Origin of the sequence: Sphingomonas sp., assembly GCF_036388435.1 — a bacterium.
Classification (GTDB): Bacteria; Pseudomonadota; Alphaproteobacteria; order Sphingomonadales; family Sphingomonadaceae; genus Sphingomonas.
On record NZ_DASVRV010000001.1, the window covers coordinates 30,514 to 46,470 of the forward strand.

Genomic DNA, 15,957 nt, shown 5'->3' on the forward strand with positions numbered 1-15,957 from the left:
CGCTCTAGGCGACCCGCAGAACAAGGGGACACCAGACGATGACATCTTTCTTCACGCGTGGCGCGGTCGCCGCGCTGGCGCTCGGCTGCTCGACCACCGCGCTGGCCCAGGCCAATGTCCAGCCGCGCGCCGACGAGAGCGCCGACACGGCCGCGGACGAGGTGATCGTCACCGCCCAGCGGCTGGAGCAGCGGATTGAGGACGTGCCCGTCACCGTCACCGCGCTGACCGGCGCCCGACTGGCGGACATCGGCGCGTCGGAGCTGGACGAGATCGCCGCCTTCGTCCCCGGCCTCCAGGTGCAGGAGCAGAGCGCGAACAATCCGGGTTTCGTGATCCGCGGCATCACGTCGGACAGCGGATCGGCGCAGCAGGGCGCGCGCGTCACCCTTTATTATAACGGCGTCGACATCAGCCGGTCGCGCGGCGCCTATCAGGACCTGTACGACTTGGCGCGCATCGAGGTGGTCAAGGGCCCGCAGGCGACCTTGTTCGGGACGGCGGCGGCGGTGGGCGCGATCGGCATCGTGTCGGCGCGGCCCGAGCCCGGCCTGTCGGCGGAGATCGCCGGCTCCTATGGCAATTTCGACCGGACGCAGGTGTCGGGCTATCTGAACGCGGGCAACGACACGCTCGCGGCGCGGCTGGCCTTCGCGTATAAATATCGGCGCGGTTACGTCCGCAACATCGCCGGCGATCCTCAGCGTCCGAACCAGAATCAGGGGCTGGTCGATCAGGACGACCTGAACGGGCAGGACCAGCGCGGCATTCGCGGATCGATCCGCTGGCGGCCGACCGACGCGATCACCGCCGACCTGGTGCTGACCTATGACGGGCAGCGCAATCCGGGCACCGCGTTCAAGAGCCGCGCCTTCGCGCCGACCGGCGGGCAGACGGGCGATTTTGGCTATGCCGAGCTGTCGGGCTCGCCCCTGTCCGAGCAGGCGCTGGGCAAGCGCAAGCTGGGGCTGGACCGCGACGTGTACGACGCCAATCTGACGCTGAGCATCGACCTGGCCGAGGGCGTCAATTTCACGACCATCAACGGCTATCGCAAGTTCGACTCGCTGGAGACGTTCGACGCCGATGGCGGCCCGGCCTGGTATCTGGAATTCGCCGAGGACGCGCAGGGCGACCAGTGGAGCCACGAGTCGCGCTTCAACTTCGACGGGGAGGGCGGTCTCGGCGGTTACCGTGCGGCGTTCGGGTGGAACGCGTTCCTGGAGAACGGCTTTCAGCGCGTGCCCTTCTCGACCGAGGAGGGGACCTATATCGCCTGCTCGGTGACGGGCGGGTTCGCGCCGTTCCGGGCGGGGCTGAACGCGGCGGGCGTGCCGACCGGCCCGGCCTGTGTCGCGCCCGACGGGACGGTCCCGGCGCGGCGCGCGACCGCGATCCTGTCGGGCGGGCGATTGGCGACCCTGCCCTATTCGGCCGAATTCACCAATTACGGCAAGAACGACACCTATTCGGTGTTCGCCGACGCGACCTGGATCCCGTCGCCCGCGATCGAGCTGACGGCGGGCGCGCGGGTGCTGATCGAGGACCGCAGATCGCAGTACAGCTCGTTCCAGCCGGACTCCGGGCTGCTCGGCGCGTTGGGGGTGCGGACCAGCCTGCTCGGCACCGCCAACACCTTCGGCCAGCGCTTCACCGCGCGCAGGTCCTTCGCGGCGGTGCTGCCGCGCGTCAACGCGCTGCTGCGGGTGAGCGACGGCGTGAACCTCTACGCCACCGCCAGCAAGGGGCGGCGGTCGCCCGTGGTCCAGCTCGCGGCGACCCGCACCGCGACGGGGGCCGTGCCCAGTTTCCAGGACGTGCCGCAAGAGACGGTGTGGAATTACGAGGGCGGGATCAAGGCCGGGTTCGGCGGGCTGACGGGCACCGCCTCGGTCTTCTACCAGACCTATGACGGGTTCCAGGTTACCGTCACCGACGCGGCGGGCACCTCGCGCACCGTCAGCGCGGGGTCGGCGAACAATCTGGGCGTCGAGCTGGAGGCGACCTATGTCGTGTCGCCCGCCTTCTCGGTGTTCGGCAGCTTCGCCTATCTGGACGGCGGGATCGGCGACGACGTGGAGAACGGCGTGTTCGCGGGCAACAACTTCCGGCTCCAGCCCGACACCACCGCCTCGCTCGGCGCGACGCTGCGGCTGCCGCTGGGGGCGTTGAGCCTCTACGCGACGCCGACCGCCAGCTATCGGTCCAAGGTGTTCTTCGAGCTGCCCAATCGCGACGCGATCAGCCAGCGCGGCTTCACGCTGGTGAACCTGCGCGCCGGGATCGAGGGGCCGGACGCGCGGTGGCGGCTGGGCGCCTTTGCGCGCAACCTGACCGACAAGAGCTATCTGATCGACGCGGGCAATACCGGCGGCGGCTTCGGCGTGCCCACCTATATTGCCGGCGAGCCGCGGCTTTACGGGGTCGAGGCGGGGGTGAAGTTCTGACGTCAGGCTCGGGTCAGCGAAGCTGAACCGAGCGCGGCGCCGGCCCGCTCCCCCAACCCGGCTGCCCACAGAGTAGCCTAGCTGGGCGGCCGGGTGGGGGAGCGGGCCGGCGCCGCATCCGCGTGAGCGGATCAAATCAAAGCAGCAGTTCCTGGGTCGAGGCGCGGCCGACATGGCCGCCGCCCCGGCGCCGCGCGAGTTCGGTTTCGGCGGTGAAGCGGATGTCCACGTCGCGGTCGGACAGGAAGCCCGCCAGGCTGTCGTCGGAGATCTCGCGCCAGTCCTTGCCCCGGTCGGGGCCGTAGCGGACGCGGGGTAGCAGGCCGGGCTCGCGCGACCAGGCGAGGAGCTGGTCGAAGCCCGCCTCGTTCAACTGGTCGCGCAGATGGTGGGCGGTCACGTAGGCGTCGGGAAAGGCGCGGTGGATGGGCAGACCGCGCTGGTGGTCGAGCCCGTCGGGCTTGCGCCAGTAACGCAGCACCTGGTTCGAGAAGGAGGGGCTGTCGGGCCACAGCCGCAGCGCGCATTTCCAGGTGCAGATCCAGTCGGCGTTGCGGGTCAGCGCGGGGCTGCAATATTGCTGCTCGAAATCGGCGCGGTGGGCGGCGAGCGCGACCCGCCGGGGCCAAGGATCGAGCGCCTGGCGCGCGACGTCGATCCATTGCGGGGCGTCGGCCACCTCCTCGTCGAGGATGTGGTGGATCGCCTGGGTGATGGGCGGGATCGGGCGGTTGGGGTTGACGAAGGTGCGCCCGCCCTCGCCGTGAAGCGCCCAGCGGCCGTCGGCGCCGAGCGCCACGTCCTGCCAGCCGATCTCCAGCACCGCATGGGCGGGAGGGGCGTTGCCGGTGGTTTCGAGGTCGATGACGCGCAGCAGGCGCGGCTGGGGAGCGGGAGGCATAACCCGATATGGGGGCGCGATCCGCGCGAATCCAGCGTATCGAGTGACTTAGGCGAGCGTCGCGTAACCGGGGGCCGCCACCGGATCGACATCGACCTCGCGCACGCCGCGGCGGATGCGGGCGCGCTCGACCAGCCCGCGCAGCCCCTCGCGCCGATCGCGCGCCATGGGCACGTCGCGCAGCACGAAGGCGCCGCCGCCGGTCGACGGATCGGAGGAGGTGAGCGCGATGGTGCCGATATCGGTCATCTGGTTGAGCAGCGAATATTCGAGCCGCACGTCCTTCACCCGGTAGAGCTCGATCTCGTCCACCGTCTTCACCAGGATGCCGCGCCGGACGATCAGCCGCTGGTCGGTGATCTCGTACGCGCTGCCCAGATTCTGCAGCCAGCGGAAACCCAGGATCAGCAAGCCGACCCCGACCAGGCACAGGAGAAGCGTCGCCCAGCCGGCGAAGCTGCCGAACAGCCAGCGCGCGGTGGACGAGCGGAAGCTGTCGACGGGGCGCTCGGTGGGGTAGTCCATGGGCGGGGAGGGTAGAGGGGGCGGCGTTTCTGTCAATCGGGTGGGCGTTCGACGCCGCTCGCCGCGAGTTGGGCGTCGACTTCGGCCAGCAGGCGCGCGAGGCCGGCCTCGTCGCGCGCCTCGGCGCGGACCGTCAGGAGCGACTCGGTGTTCGACGCACGCAGCAGCCACCAGCCGTCGGCGGTGGTCACGCGCGCCCCGTCCACGCGCTCGACCGCCGCCCCGCGCGCCGCGAGCCGGGCGAGCACCTCGTCCACCACCCGGACGCGGCTGGCGGGGTCGACGGCAAAGCGCAGCTCGGGGGTGGCGTGGTAGCGGGGGAGCGCGTCGACGAGATCGGCCAGCGTCGCGCCCGTTTCGCCGAGCAGTTCGAGCAGCCGCACCGCCGCATATTGCGCGTCGTCGAAACCGTACCAGCGATGCGCGAAGAAGATGTGGCCCGACAGTTCGCCCGCGATCGGCGCGTCCTCGTGGAGCATCCGCGACTTGATCGAGCTGTGGCCGGACTTCCACATGACGGGCCGCCCGCCCAGCTCGCATACCCGGTCGAACAGCGCGGCGCTCGACTTCACGTCGGCGATGATCGTCGCGCCCGGCAGGTCGCGCAGCACCGGCTGGGCCAGCAGCGCCAGCAGCAGGTCGGCGCGCACCGCGCGGCCGCGGCCGTCGACCGCGCCGATCCGGTCGCCGTCGCCGTCGAAGGCGAAGCCGCAATCCAAACCACGCTCCAGCACCAGGGCTTTCAGGTCCGCGAGGTTGCCTTCCTCGCTGGGATCGGGATGGTGGTTGGGGAAGTGGCCGTCGACCTGTGCGTGGAGCAGGTGGTGCCCGCCGGGGAGCCGCGCGGTCAGCGCCGCGATCACCGGCCCCGCCGCGCCGTTGCCCGTATCCCAGCCGACCCGCGCCGCCACCGGGCGCACGTCGAGCAGGCGCGACACATAGGCGCCCTGGATGTCCACGTCCTGGACCGTTCCCGCGCCCTCCGTCCAGTCGCCCGCCGCCGCGAGCCGCGCCAGGTCTTGGACGTCGTCGCCGAAGAAGGAACGGTGGCCGAGCATCAGCTTGAACCCGTTATGCCCCGACGGATTATGGCTGCCGGTGACCTGAATGCCACCATCGACCCCGAGCGTCGCCTCCGCATGATAAAGCATGGGCGTCGGGCCGAGGCCGATCCGCACCACGTCCACCCCGCCCGTGCGCAGGCCTTCGACCAGCGCCGCCTCCAGCTCGGGCGAGGACAGCCGCCCATCGCGCCCGACCGCGACCCGGCCCCCGCCCGCGCGTCGCACCCGCGTGGCGAAGCTGCGGCCGACGGCATGTGCATCATCATGTCCGAGCAGGGAACCGACCGGGCCACGAATGTCGTATTCGCGCAGGATGGAGGGGTGGAAATGGTGGATCATGTGGCCTTGAGTGCTGTGGACCGTGAACGGGGAGGTCGGATCGACCCCGGCAGGGGCCGTCAGGCGTCGAAGATGCGGACCGCGTTGGACGGATCTGCTCGATAATGGTGCAAGCGCGTATCGAGCGATCCCAGATGGATTTCCAGCTTATGTCCGTCGGGATCGAGAAAATAGGTCGAGGCGCCCTCGCTGCCATCACCCTTCCATAGCGTGCACCGCGCCGCGATGCGGTCGGCCAGTCCGGCATAGGCGTCCTCGGGGACGCTAAAGGCGATATGGGTGTAATCGGGGTGCGGCGCGCGTCGGGCTTCGTCGTCGCGCGCCAGGCAGAGCCACAGCGTCCCCGCCTCCAGATAGGCGCCGTCCGCCCATATCGCCCGGACGGCGCAGCCCAGCAGGTCGCGGTAGAAGGCGACGGAGCGCTCCACGTCGGTCACCCGCCAAGGTGATGTGGTTCAGTCCGCTGATCGCCGCCATGTCCGGACTCCCCGTGACCGACCCGAGCGGCCGTTACTCCATCCGCCCCAGCAGCAGGTCCCTGGCCGCGTTCACCCTGCGCGCCAGCTCGGCGGAGCCGCCGCGGTCGGGATGGACGCCCGACACGAGGCGGCGGTGGGCGGCGCGGATGGCGTCGGCGTCGGCGTCGGGGGCGACGCCGAGCACCGCTCTAGCCTGCGCCTCGTCGCGGATCACCACCTTGGTGCGCGAGGGGCGGCGCAGGAAATGCCAGAGCGCCCAGAGGATCAGGGCGATGGCGAGGTATTTCATGCCGCGACCTCGGCGAGCTTGGGGTCGGGCGTGGCGGATTGCGCGGTGCCGGGTTCGGGGAGTTGCAGCGCGGCCATCATCTCGCGCAGTTCCTGGCGCGCGGCGACGTGGGAGAGGCCCATCGATCCGAACATCTTCGCATCGATCATCGTCAGCCCCGAGGGGAAGAGCTCGCGGTAGACCACGCGCTCACCCAGGCCGGGGATGATGCGGAAGCCGACGCGCTTGGACAGCTGGGCCAGCGCGTCCGACACGCGGCGCATGTTGCGCGCCTCGATATGCTGGAGGCGGTTGCGGAGCACCACCCAGTCGATGGTGGTGCCGTCGGCGCGCGCGCGCTGCTTGCGCGCGTCCCAGATCAGCTCGGCGTAGAAGGAAGGACGCGTGACCTTGAACGTCTCGGGATCGACCTGGCCGATCAGGTCGAAATCGACGAAGCTGTCGTTCATCGGCGTGACGAGCGTGGTCGCGAGCGAGGCGGCGAGGCGGGCGTACGGGTCGTCGCGGCCGGGGGTGTCGACGACGAGAAAGTCGGCCCCGTCGGACAGCGAGTGCCACAATTCCTCGAACACGCCGTCGGTGTGGCCGTCATGGGTGGCGTGGACGGGCATGGGCAGCGCGGCGCCGGTGCGCTTGATCGTCTCCGCGCGATTGTCGAGATAGCGGCCGACGGTGCGCTGGCGGTGATCAAGGTCGAGGCAGGCGACGCGCGCGCCCTTGGCCGCCAGCGCGATGGCGACATGGACCGCGGTGGTCGACTTGCCGGTGCCGCCCTTCTCGTTGGCGAAGACGATCACATGGGGGGCTGGGACAAGGGGGGCTGGCGCGGTGGCCATGGTGGCGTGGGTCCTTGGTTGCTTGGCCGTTCACCGCTCCATAAAGCCGCGCGGGTCAACCAACGAGGCTTTTTTCGATGAGGATCGTCCGTACCCTGGACGCGCTACGCGCCGCCCTGGCCGAATTCCGGGCGGAGGGCGCCAGCGTGGCGCTGGTGCCGACCATGGGGGCCCTCCATGCGGGGCACATGGCGCTGATCGACGCGGCGCTAGCGATGGGGCACGGGTCGGGCACGCGGGTGGTGGCGTCGATCTTCGTCAACCCCAGGCAGTTCGGGCCGAACGAGGACCTGGCGCGCTATCCCCGGCAGGAAGCGCAGGACGCGGCGATGCTGGAGGGGGCGGGATGCGACCTGCTCTGGGCGCCGTCGGTGGAGACGATGTACCCGACGGGCTTCGCGACGACGGTGTCGGTCGCGGGCGGGTTGACGACCCGGCTCGACGGCGCGGCCCGGCCGGGGCATTTCGACGGGGTCGCCACGGTCGTCGCCAAGCTGTTCGCGCAGGTGCGGCCCGATTGCGCCTGTTTCGGGGAAAAGGATTTCCAGCAGCTCGCCGTGGTGCGGCGGATGGCGGCCGATCTCGACCTGGCGGTCCAGGTGGTGGCGGTGCCGACGATGCGCGAGGCGGACGGGTTGGCGCTGTCGTCGCGTAACGTCTATCTGAGCCCCGACGAGCGGGTGCGGGCGCCGGCGTTGCCGCGCGCGCTGGAGGCGGCCGCACGGGCGATCGCGGCGGGCGATCCGGTCGAGGCCGTGCTGGGAAGGGCGGGGGCGGCATTGGCGGCGGCGGGGTTCGTGGTGGACTACGTGGCGCTGGTCGATGCGGGGACGCTGGGCGACCCGGTGCCCGGACGCCCGCGCCGGCTGCTCGCGGCGGCGCGGATGGGGGCGACGCGGCTGATCGACAACATGGCCGTCGAACAGCCTTAACCACGTTAACCATTTGCTGACGACTCAGGCGGCAAGCTGCGTTCATCACCAATCGGAGTGATGGGGGCCAAGATGGGCAGCAGTCTGAAGACCGCGAATTTCCTGATGGAAAGCCGGATGCGCGACGCGGCGCGGGGCGACGTGGACGCGTTCTACGATCTGGGGGTGACCTATTCGACGGGCACCAACGGCATGACCGTCGACCTGGTCGCGGCGCATAAATGGTTCAACCTGGCCGCGGTGTCGGGGCTGCGCCCCGCGCAGGACGCGCGCGCCGAGGTCGCCTGCGACATGACCGCGCGCGAGATCGCCGAGGCGCAGCGCCAGGCGCGCGCCTGGCTGGGCACGACGCGGGCACGGGCGGCGTAGCGGCGCAGGCGCAAACGGCCGACGGGTCGGCCGCTCGGCGGTCGAAGACGCGGCTCTGCGGCGGCGGCTCGCTCCGCGGGCTCCCTGCACCAGCCTTTGGCCGGCCCCCTTCCCTGTTCCGGGGAGGAATTCAGGTCTTCTTCGCCGCGGGTTTCTTCGCCGCCGGTTTCTTCGCCGCCGGTTTCTTCGCGGCCGCCTTTTTCGGGGCGGCCTTCCTGCCCTTGGGCGGGGCGGCGGCGGCGCGGTCGTCGATGAGCTGGGCGGCTTCCTCCAGCGTCAGCGCGCCGGGTTCGATCGATTTGGGCAGCGTCGCGTTGGTCGTGCCGTCGGTGACATAGGGTCCGTAGCGCCCCTCCATCAGCTTCAGCTCCAGCTCGGTGCGCGGATGCGCGCCCAGCAGTTTCAGCGGCTCGCGCGCGGCGCCGCGTCCGGCCCGCCCGCCGCCCGCCGCCGCGTCGGCGAGCTTGGCGACCGCGGCGTTCATGCCGGTCTCGAACACCTCGGCGGTCGACTGGAGCCGGGCATATTTTCCGGCGTGCTTGAGGTACGCGCCATAGCGGCCGATCGCGGCGGTGATGTCCTCGCCCGTCTCGGGGTGCTTGCCGACCGTGCGCGGAAGCGAGAGCAATTTCAGCGCCATCTCCAGATCGAGCTCGCCGATATCCTTGGGGATGGAGGCGAGCTTGCGCGTCTCGCCCTCGCCGAGCTGGAGATAGGGGCCGAACCGCCCCGATTTGCGCTCGACGGGCAGGTCGGTCGCGGGGTCGACGCCCAGGGTCGACGGGCCGGTATCGGCGCCCTCCGCCCCCTCGCCGCCCTGGGCGAAGCGGCGGGTGAACTTGCACTCGGGATAGTTGGAGCAGGCGATGAACGCGCCGAACTTGCCGCCCCGCAGCGCGAGCTGGCCGGCCTGGCAATTGGGGCAAAGGCGCGGGTCGGTGCCGTCGGCCTTGTCGGGAAACAGATAGGGCGCGAGGAACTGGTCGAGCGCGGCGGTGACCTCGCTCGGTTTCTGTTCCATCACGTCGGTGGTGAGCGGCTTGAAGTCGCGCCAGAACGCGTCGAGCACCGCCTGCCATTGGGCCCGTCCGCCCGACACCTCGTCGAGCTGGTCCTCCAGCCCCGCCGTATAGTCATAGCCGACATAGCGTTCGAAGAAGCGTTCCAGGAACGCGGTCACCAGGCGCCCGCTCTCCTCGGCGAAGAAGCGGTTCTTCTCGATGCGCACATAGGCGCGGTCCTTGAGGGTCTTGATGATCGACGCATAGGTGGAGGGGCGGCCGATGCCGAGCTCCTCCATGCGCTTGACCAGCGACGCCTCGGAGAAGCGCGGGGGCGGCTGGGTGAAATGCTGTTCGGCGTTCACGGCCTTCCTGGCGGGGGCGTCGCCCTCGCGCATCCGCGGCAGGCGGCGGGCGTCCTCGTCGGCGGCGTCGGCCTGTTGGCCAGAGCCGCCGCCAACGACCCTGTCGTCCGAGCCTTCCTCGTATAGCGCCAGATAGCCGGGGAAGAGGACCACCTGGCCGGTGGCGCGCAGGACGTGGCGGCCGGTGCCCTCGGCGAGCTCGACCGTGGTGCGCTCCATGCGCGCCGACGCCATCTGGCTCGCCAGCGCGCGTTTCCACACCAGGTCGTAGAGGCGGGCGTGATCGCCGCTCCCGATCTTGTCGCGGCCGAAGTCGGTGGGGCGGATCGCCTCATGCGCTTCCTGCGCGTTCTTGGCCTTGGTGGTGTAGTGACGCGGCTTGTCGGGTACGTAGCCGGCGTCGTAGCGGTCGGCGACCGCCTTGCGCGCCGCGCTGATGGCCGATCCGTCCATCTGCACCCCGTCGGTGCGCATATAGGTGATCGCGCCGTCCTCGTAGAGCTGCTGCGCGATCCGCATCGTGTGGTCGGCGGAGAAGCCGAGCTTGCGCGCCGCCTCCTGTTGCAGGGTCGACGTGGTGAAGGGCGGGGGCGGGTTGCGCGTCGCCGGCCTGGTCTCGACCGACTGGACGGAGAAGCGGCCTGCTTCGACATCGGCCTTGGCGCGGAGCGCGTCACCCTCCGCGCCGATCGACAGCCGGTCGAGCTTCCGGCCCTCCCACTGGGTCAAACGAGCGGTGAAGGGGGTGCCGTCCTGCTCGAGGGCCGCGGTGACCGACCAATATTCCTGGGCGCGGAACGCCTCGATCTCGCGCTCGCGCTCGACGATGAGGCGCAAGGAGACCGACTGGACGCGGCCCGCCGACTTGGCGCCGGGCAGCTTGCGCCAGAGCACGGGCGACAGGGTGAAGCCGACCAGATAATCGAGCGCCCGCCTGGCCCGGTAAGCGTCGATCAGGTCGTGATCGAGCTCGCGCGGGCGCTTCATCGCGTCGGTCACGGCTTGTTTGGTGATCGCGTTGAAGGTGACGCGTTCGACCTGGGCGGGAAGCGCCTTGCGGTTCCGAAGCACCTCCTGGACGTGCCACGAGATCGCCTCGCCCTCGCGATCGGGATCGGTGGCGAGGATCAGCCGGTCGGCCTTCTTGGCCTCGTCGGCGATGGCGCGGAGCTGCTTGGCCTTGTCGGCGTAATTCTCCCATTCCATCGCGAAGCCGTCATCGGGGTCCACCGATCCGTCGCGCGGCGGCAGGTCGCGGACATGGCCGTAGGAGGCGAGCACGCGATAATCGCCGCCCAGATATTTCTCGATGGTTTTCGCCTTGGCGGGCGACTCGACGATGACGAGCTGCATGTGGTGTTCGATCCCTCACGTGTACGCGTGAGGGTGGGGACGGGGCGAGGGCGCCGTCAAGCCGGCGGCGTTGTCGGCTTTGGCGCGGACGGTGCTGGCCGATGCACCCGGAGCGCGGAGTGAGGAGGACGCCCCGTCAGGAGTGACGGGCAAGACCCAGCGACGCGCGGAAACCGGAACGCATGGATCCCGCCCGCGACCGGAAAACCGCGGCCGCCCTGCTGTGGAACTCGCGCGCGTCGACCGAAGCGGCTCGCTTCGCCAGCCGGTCCTCCTGGCAAGCCCAGCTCTCGAATTCGTCCAATGCCCAGCGCATGTTCCCGCCCTTGTTCACGATGGTCCAACGCATACGCGACGTTCGTCCCGGCCCTGTTATCGCGGCGCCGGTATGCAATTGGTTAACGTCCAGGTTGCATATTCTTACAATCTTTCGCGAACCAATCGTCGACGGTCCTGCCGCGGCCGTCCTTTGCCCGACAGGTCGCGGCGGGGTCGCGTCGGCGCCCGCGCCCCGTCCCGTTCGCCTCGCCTATGCGTGCGATTGAGCGTCGGCAGACGCCGCCAGCAGGGGCAATTGCTGGTGCTGCACGACCCGCCACACCTCATGCTCGATCCGCCGGATCACCGAGGTGCAATGCGCTTGGTAGCCCGCCGTGCCGTCCTTTTCGGCGTGAACGTGATAGGCGACGACGATCAGCCCCTCCTGCGGGCGCGAGACTTGGCGGTCGGTGAGGTCGGCGCGGTCCCAGATCGGGGTGGCGGCGACGGCGGCGATCGCGTCCTCGCCGGAAAAGACGTGCGGGGGGATGGGGAGGACCATCTGGACCTCCGCGTCGACCTTTTCGCGGTAATTGTCCTCGCCTTCCAGCCATAGCGACTGCTCGAAGCTCCAGAGGCGGTCGTCGTCCATGTGCGTGCTCCCATTTGGTTCGGGCTGAAGCGGGTGGGCGCCGTGGTGGTTCCCCATCTTCAGTTGAAGGCAGATGGAACCCGAACCCGCGTCGCGGCAAAGCCGCGCCGTCGACCGAATACGGCCGGATCGACCGGCCGATCGTCGGCCGGGGTGTCGCCTATTTCGTCGTCCAAGCTTTGCTTAGCCGACGAGCGACACCCGGCCGCCCGCGTGCCTTTCGAGACGCCCGCCCAGTTCGAGTTCCAGCAGCACCATCGATACCGGCGCCGGGGCATGGCCCGACTGACGGATCAGTTCGTCCACCGGCACCGCGACCGGGCCGAGCAGGCGCTCCACGTCGCGGCGCACCGCGTCGCTCGCGTCCTCGGGCGGGGGACCGCCATAGCCGGCGCCGGGCGCGCGGACCATGCGGGGGTCCAGCGGGCGGATCTGTTGCAGGATGTCCCCCGCGTTCTGGACCAGGGTCGCGCCCTCGCGGATCAGGAGATTGCAGCCTTGCGCGCGCGGGTCGAGCGGAGAGCCGGGGACCGCCATGACCTCGCGCCCCGCCTCCGCCGCCAGCCGCGCCGTGATGAGCGAGCCGGACTTGGGCGCGGCCTCGACCACCACCGTGCCCGACGACAGCCCGGCGATGATGCGGTTGCGGAAGGGGAAGTGACGCGCGCGGGGCTCGGTGCCCGGCGGCTGTTCGGCCAGGAGCAGCCCCTGCGCGCCGACGCGTTCCTGCAGCGCGGCGTTTTCGGGCGGGAACACCACGTCGATCCCGCAGGCGATCACGCCCACGGTGCCGGTGCCGAGCGCGCCGACATGCGCCGCGGTGTCGACGCCGCGCGCCAGGCCGGAGACGACGGTCGCGCCACCCTCGCCGAGCTGGACGGCGAGCTCGCGCGCGAAGCGACAGGCGGCGGCGGATGCGTTGCGCGCGCCGACGATCGCGACGCAGGGTCGGCGGAGGAGCGCCAGGTCGCCGCGCATCGTCAACGCGGGCGGCGCGTTTTCGAGCTGGGCGAGGAGCGGCGGATAATCGGGGTCGTCGAGGAACAGGTGGCGCGCGCCGAGTTCGGCGACGCGGGCGATCTCGGCCGCGATCGCGCGGGGGTCGGCGAGGACGGGCGGCCGGCCGCCGCCGCGCCTGGCGAGAAGCGGGATCGCGTCGAGCGCGGCCTGGGCGGTGCCGAAGCGCGCGAGGAGCTGGGCATAGGTGACCGGGCCGATGCTGGGCGTGCGGATCAGGCGAAGGCGGGCGGCGATGCCGGATGCGGCCCCGGCGAACGCCGCGTCAGCCATGTGAGGCGCGGACGCCTTTTCCGCCGACCTTGGGCTCGGTGCCCTCGAGCAGCCGGCCGATATTGGCGCCGTGCTTGTACAGGACGATCACCGCCAGCGCGAGGAGCAGCAGCACCAGGTCGAACCGGTCGAGCATCGCCGCCGCCACGGGCGCGGCGATCGCGGCGGCGATCCCGGCGAGCGACGAATAGCGGGTGAGCGCGAGGGTGGCGAGCCACACCAGCGCATAAACGAGGCTGATCGGCCAGTGAAGCGCGACCGCGACGCCCATCAGGGTGGCCACCCCCTTGCCGCCGCGAAAGCCGAGCCAGACGGGATAGCAATGGCCGATGAACGCGCCGGCCGCCGCGAGCGGCGCGTCGGCCGGGGACCAGCGGGCCGCGATCCACACGGCGAGCGCGCCCTTCAGCATGTCGAGCAGCAGGGTGGCGGCGGCGAGGCCCTTGCGCCCGGTGCGCAACACGTTGGTGGCGCCGATATTACCCGACCCGACCCGGCGAAGATCACCCGCCCCCGCAGCGCGCGTGAGCAGCACCCCGAACGGGATGGACCCCAGCAGATACCCGCCGATCAGGGCCAGGGTCGGCGCGATCCAAAGGATCTCTGTCTGAACGATATCCCCCACGTCCCCAGTTTCTAGGCAATACTCACAATAGTGCAAATAAACTGAATCAGGTTCACCGGCGCGCACGCCCCGGCTATGCGCGACGCGATGAATGCCGGGCCGGTCCTGTTCTTCGACTCCGGGGTGGGCGGGCTGTCGATCGTCGCGCCCGCCCGGAACGCGCTGCCGAACGCGCCCTTCGTCTATGCGGCGGATTCGGCGGGGTTCCCATACGGCATCAAGGGCGCGAACGAGATCGCGGCGCGGGTGCCGGCCCTGCTCGGGCGGCTGGCCGAGCGGTATCGGCCGCGCCTGATCGTGATCGCGTGCAACACCGCCTCGACGATCGCGCTTCCCGCGATCCGCGCGGCGCTGGACCTGCCCGTGGTCGGCACCGTCCCCGCGATCAAGCCCGCCGCCGCGCTCTCGAGGACGCGGGTGGTCGGGGTGCTGGGGACCGAGGCGACGGTGGCGCAACGCTATGTCGACGACCTGTCGCGCGCCCATGCGGGCGACTGCCTGGTGCTGCGCCACGGGTCGGCCGAGCTGGTGGAACTGGCGGAGGCGAAGCTGCGCGGGGCGGCGGTGGACCCGGCGCGTTACCGCGCGGTGCTGGACGGCCTGTTCGGGCAGCCGGGGGGCGAGCGGATCGATGTGGTGGTGAATGCCTGTACCCATTTTCCGCTGGTCGAGGCGGAGCTGGCGGCGGCGGTCCCCCATCCGGTGCGCTTCGTCGACGGGGGCGAGGGGATCGCGCGACGAATCGCCCAGCTGACGGCGGGCGAGACCTGGCCGGGTCGCGCGCCGCCCGGCGTCGCCGTGTTCACGCGGCTGGGCGAGGCGGAGCGCGCGCTGGCGCCCGCGCTGGCCGCGCGGGGTTTCCCCGCGATCGAGGCGCTGTAGCGGGTCGGGAAGCCCCGGTAACACGCGGCAAGTTGCGAGTTGTTCGCGCTGGAAAAGGGCGGATCGCGAGACTAGATGCGGGCGATGGACAGTATCGGCCCCCTTGCCGGCCCCAGCCAGGCGCCCGTCGACTATCGCCGGGTGTTCGCCCAGGCGATCGACCGGCTTCACGCCGAGGGCCGCTACCGCGTGTTCATCGACATCCTGCGCAACAAGGGCGCCTTCCCGAATGCGCGCTGCTTTGCGGGGCATAACGGCCCCAAGCCGATCACCGTGTGGTGCTCGAACGATTATCTGGCGATGGGTCAGCACCCGCTGGTGATCGCGGCGATGGAGGAAGCGCTTCACGATGTCGGCGCCGGCTCCGGGGGGACGCGCAACATCGGCGGCAACACGCATTACCATGTCGACCTGGAGAACGAGCTCGCCGACCTGCACGGCAAGGAAGCGGCCCTGCTGTTCACCAGCGGTTACGTGTCGAACGAGGCGACGCTGCATACGCTGGCCAAGGTGCTGCCGGGCTGCGTGATCTTTTCCGACGAGCTCAACCACGCCTCGATGATCGCGGGCATCCGCAATTCCGGATGCGAGAAGCGCGTTTTCCGGCACAACGACCTCGCGCATCTGGAGGCGCTGCTGGCGGCGGAAGACCCGTCGGTGCCCAAGCTGATCGCGTTCGAGAGCGTTTATTCGATGGAAGGCGACGTGTCGCCGATCGCGGCGATCTGCGACCTGGCGGACCGGTACAACGCGCTGACCTTCCTGGACGAAGTGCATGCGGTCGGCATGTACGGCCCGCGCGGCGGCGGCATCTCCGAGCGCGACGGATGCGCCCACCGGCTGACGGTGATCGAGGGGACTCTGGGCAAGGCGTTCGGGGTGATGGGCGGCTATATCGCGGCCGACCGGACGATCGTCGACGTGATCCGTTCCTATGCGCCCGGCTTCATCTTCACGACCTCCTTGTCGCCGGTGCTGGTGGCGGGGGTGCTGGCGAGCGTCCGGCACCTCAAGGGCTCGTCGGTCGAGCGCGACGGGCAGCAGGCGGCGGCGGCACGGCTGAAGGCGATGCTGGCGGAGGCCGGGCTGCCGGTGATCCCCGGCGACACGCACATCGTGCCCGTGATGGTCGGCGACCCGGTCGAGGCCAAGCGGATCAGCGACATCCTGCTCGCCGAATACGGCGTCTACGTCCAGCCGATCAACTATCCCACGGTGTCGCGGGGGACCGAGCGGCTGCGCTTCACCCCCGGCCCGGCGCATACGCAAGCGATGATGCGCGAGCTGGTCGACGCGCTGGTCGAGATCTGGAGCCGGCTGGAGCTTCGCCAAGCGGCGTGAGCCCAGGTC

The 15,957-nt window shown here is 70.4% G+C and carries 14 protein-coding genes and 1 pseudogene; 5 read left to right on the top strand and 10 right to left on the bottom strand.

From position 1 onward, the window contains the following. Window positions 1-38 precede the first annotated feature (38 nt). Window positions 39-2,447 carry a TonB-dependent receptor gene (locus VF592_RS00165; RefSeq protein ID WP_331003568.1) on the top strand — a complete coding sequence of 803 codons (2,409 nt, stop codon included), beginning with the start codon at window positions 39-41 and terminating at the stop codon, window positions 2,445-2,447. A gap of 136 nt (window positions 2,448-2,583) precedes the next feature. Here VF592_RS00165 and VF592_RS00170 read toward each other — a convergent pair whose 3' ends face one another. From VF592_RS00170 to VF592_RS00195, 6 genes and pseudogenes are all read right to left on the bottom strand, one after another. After that, window positions 2,584-3,348: an exonuclease domain-containing protein gene (locus VF592_RS00170; protein WP_331003569.1), complete on the bottom strand. Its 765-nt coding sequence runs from the start codon at window positions 3,346-3,348 to the stop codon at window positions 2,584-2,586. A gap of 48 nt (window positions 3,349-3,396) precedes the next feature. Next, a complete protein-coding gene (locus tag VF592_RS00175) occupies window positions 3,397-3,873 on the bottom strand; it encodes a PH domain-containing protein (RefSeq protein ID WP_331003570.1) in 477 nt (158 codons plus the stop codon). Between the two features lie 32 nt (window positions 3,874-3,905). Then, window positions 3,906-5,276 carry a phosphoglucomutase/phosphomannomutase PgmG gene (gene pgmG / locus VF592_RS00180; RefSeq protein WP_331003571.1) on the bottom strand — a complete coding sequence of 457 codons (1,371 nt, stop codon included), beginning with the start codon at window positions 5,274-5,276 and terminating at the stop codon, window positions 3,906-3,908. Window positions 5,277-5,335: 59 nt separating this feature from the next. After that, window positions 5,336-5,753 (bottom strand): annotated as a pseudogene (locus tag VF592_RS00185) (VOC family protein). A 33-nt stretch (window positions 5,754-5,786) separates the two neighbouring features. Further along, window positions 5,787-6,044, bottom strand: a complete 258-nt coding sequence (locus VF592_RS00190) for a DnaJ domain-containing protein (protein WP_331003572.1) — start codon at window positions 6,042-6,044, stop codon at window positions 5,787-5,789. Continuing rightward, a complete protein-coding gene (locus tag VF592_RS00195; protein ID WP_331003573.1) occupies window positions 6,041-6,880 on the bottom strand; it encodes a division plane positioning ATPase MipZ in 840 nt (279 codons plus the stop codon). Before VF592_RS00195 ends, VF592_RS00190 begins: the two co-directional genes overlap by 4 nt. A 77-nt stretch (window positions 6,881-6,957) precedes the next feature. Here VF592_RS00195 and panC point away from each other — a divergent pair, with 77 nt between their 5' ends. Then, window positions 6,958-7,812: a pantoate--beta-alanine ligase gene (gene panC / locus VF592_RS00200; RefSeq protein WP_331003574.1), complete on the top strand. Its 855-nt coding sequence runs from the start codon at window positions 6,958-6,960 to the stop codon at window positions 7,810-7,812. A gap of 72 nt (window positions 7,813-7,884) precedes the next feature. Continuing rightward, window positions 7,885-8,181: a hypothetical protein gene (locus tag VF592_RS00205; RefSeq protein WP_331003575.1), complete on the top strand. Its 297-nt coding sequence runs from the start codon at window positions 7,885-7,887 to the stop codon at window positions 8,179-8,181. A gap of 130 nt (window positions 8,182-8,311) precedes the next feature. On the opposite strand, the gene topA is transcribed toward VF592_RS00205, so the two are convergent. The 4 genes from topA to plsY form a co-directional block, all read right to left on the bottom strand. Further along, a complete protein-coding gene (gene topA, locus VF592_RS00210; RefSeq protein ID WP_331003576.1) occupies window positions 8,312-10,900 on the bottom strand; it encodes a type I DNA topoisomerase in 2,589 nt (862 codons plus the stop codon). 529 nt (window positions 10,901-11,429) lie between these two features. After that, complete coding sequence (locus VF592_RS00215; protein ID WP_331003577.1) at window positions 11,430-11,810, bottom strand: DUF4440 domain-containing protein; 381 nt, start codon at window positions 11,808-11,810, stop codon at window positions 11,430-11,432. Between the two features lie 183 nt (window positions 11,811-11,993). Further along, on the bottom strand, window positions 11,994-13,100 hold the full coding sequence (dprA, locus tag VF592_RS00220; RefSeq protein ID WP_331003578.1) for a DNA-processing protein DprA: 1,107 nt from the start codon (window positions 13,098-13,100) through the stop codon (window positions 11,994-11,996). Beyond that, a complete protein-coding gene (gene plsY / locus VF592_RS00225; RefSeq protein ID WP_331003579.1) occupies window positions 13,093-13,725 on the bottom strand; it encodes a glycerol-3-phosphate 1-O-acyltransferase PlsY in 633 nt (210 codons plus the stop codon). Before plsY ends, dprA begins: the two co-directional genes overlap by 8 nt. 75 nt (window positions 13,726-13,800) lie before the next feature. Here plsY and murI point away from each other — a divergent pair, with 75 nt between their 5' ends. Further along, the gene (gene murI, locus VF592_RS00230; protein WP_331003580.1) at window positions 13,801-14,607 is read left to right on the top strand and encodes a glutamate racemase; all 807 of its coding nucleotides are present in this window, start codon (window positions 13,801-13,803) and stop codon (window positions 14,605-14,607) included. An 84-nt stretch (window positions 14,608-14,691) separates the two neighbouring features. Then, complete coding sequence (gene hemA / locus VF592_RS00235; protein ID WP_331003581.1) at window positions 14,692-15,948, top strand: 5-aminolevulinate synthase; 1,257 nt, start codon at window positions 14,692-14,694, stop codon at window positions 15,946-15,948. Window positions 15,949-15,957 lie beyond the last annotated feature (9 nt).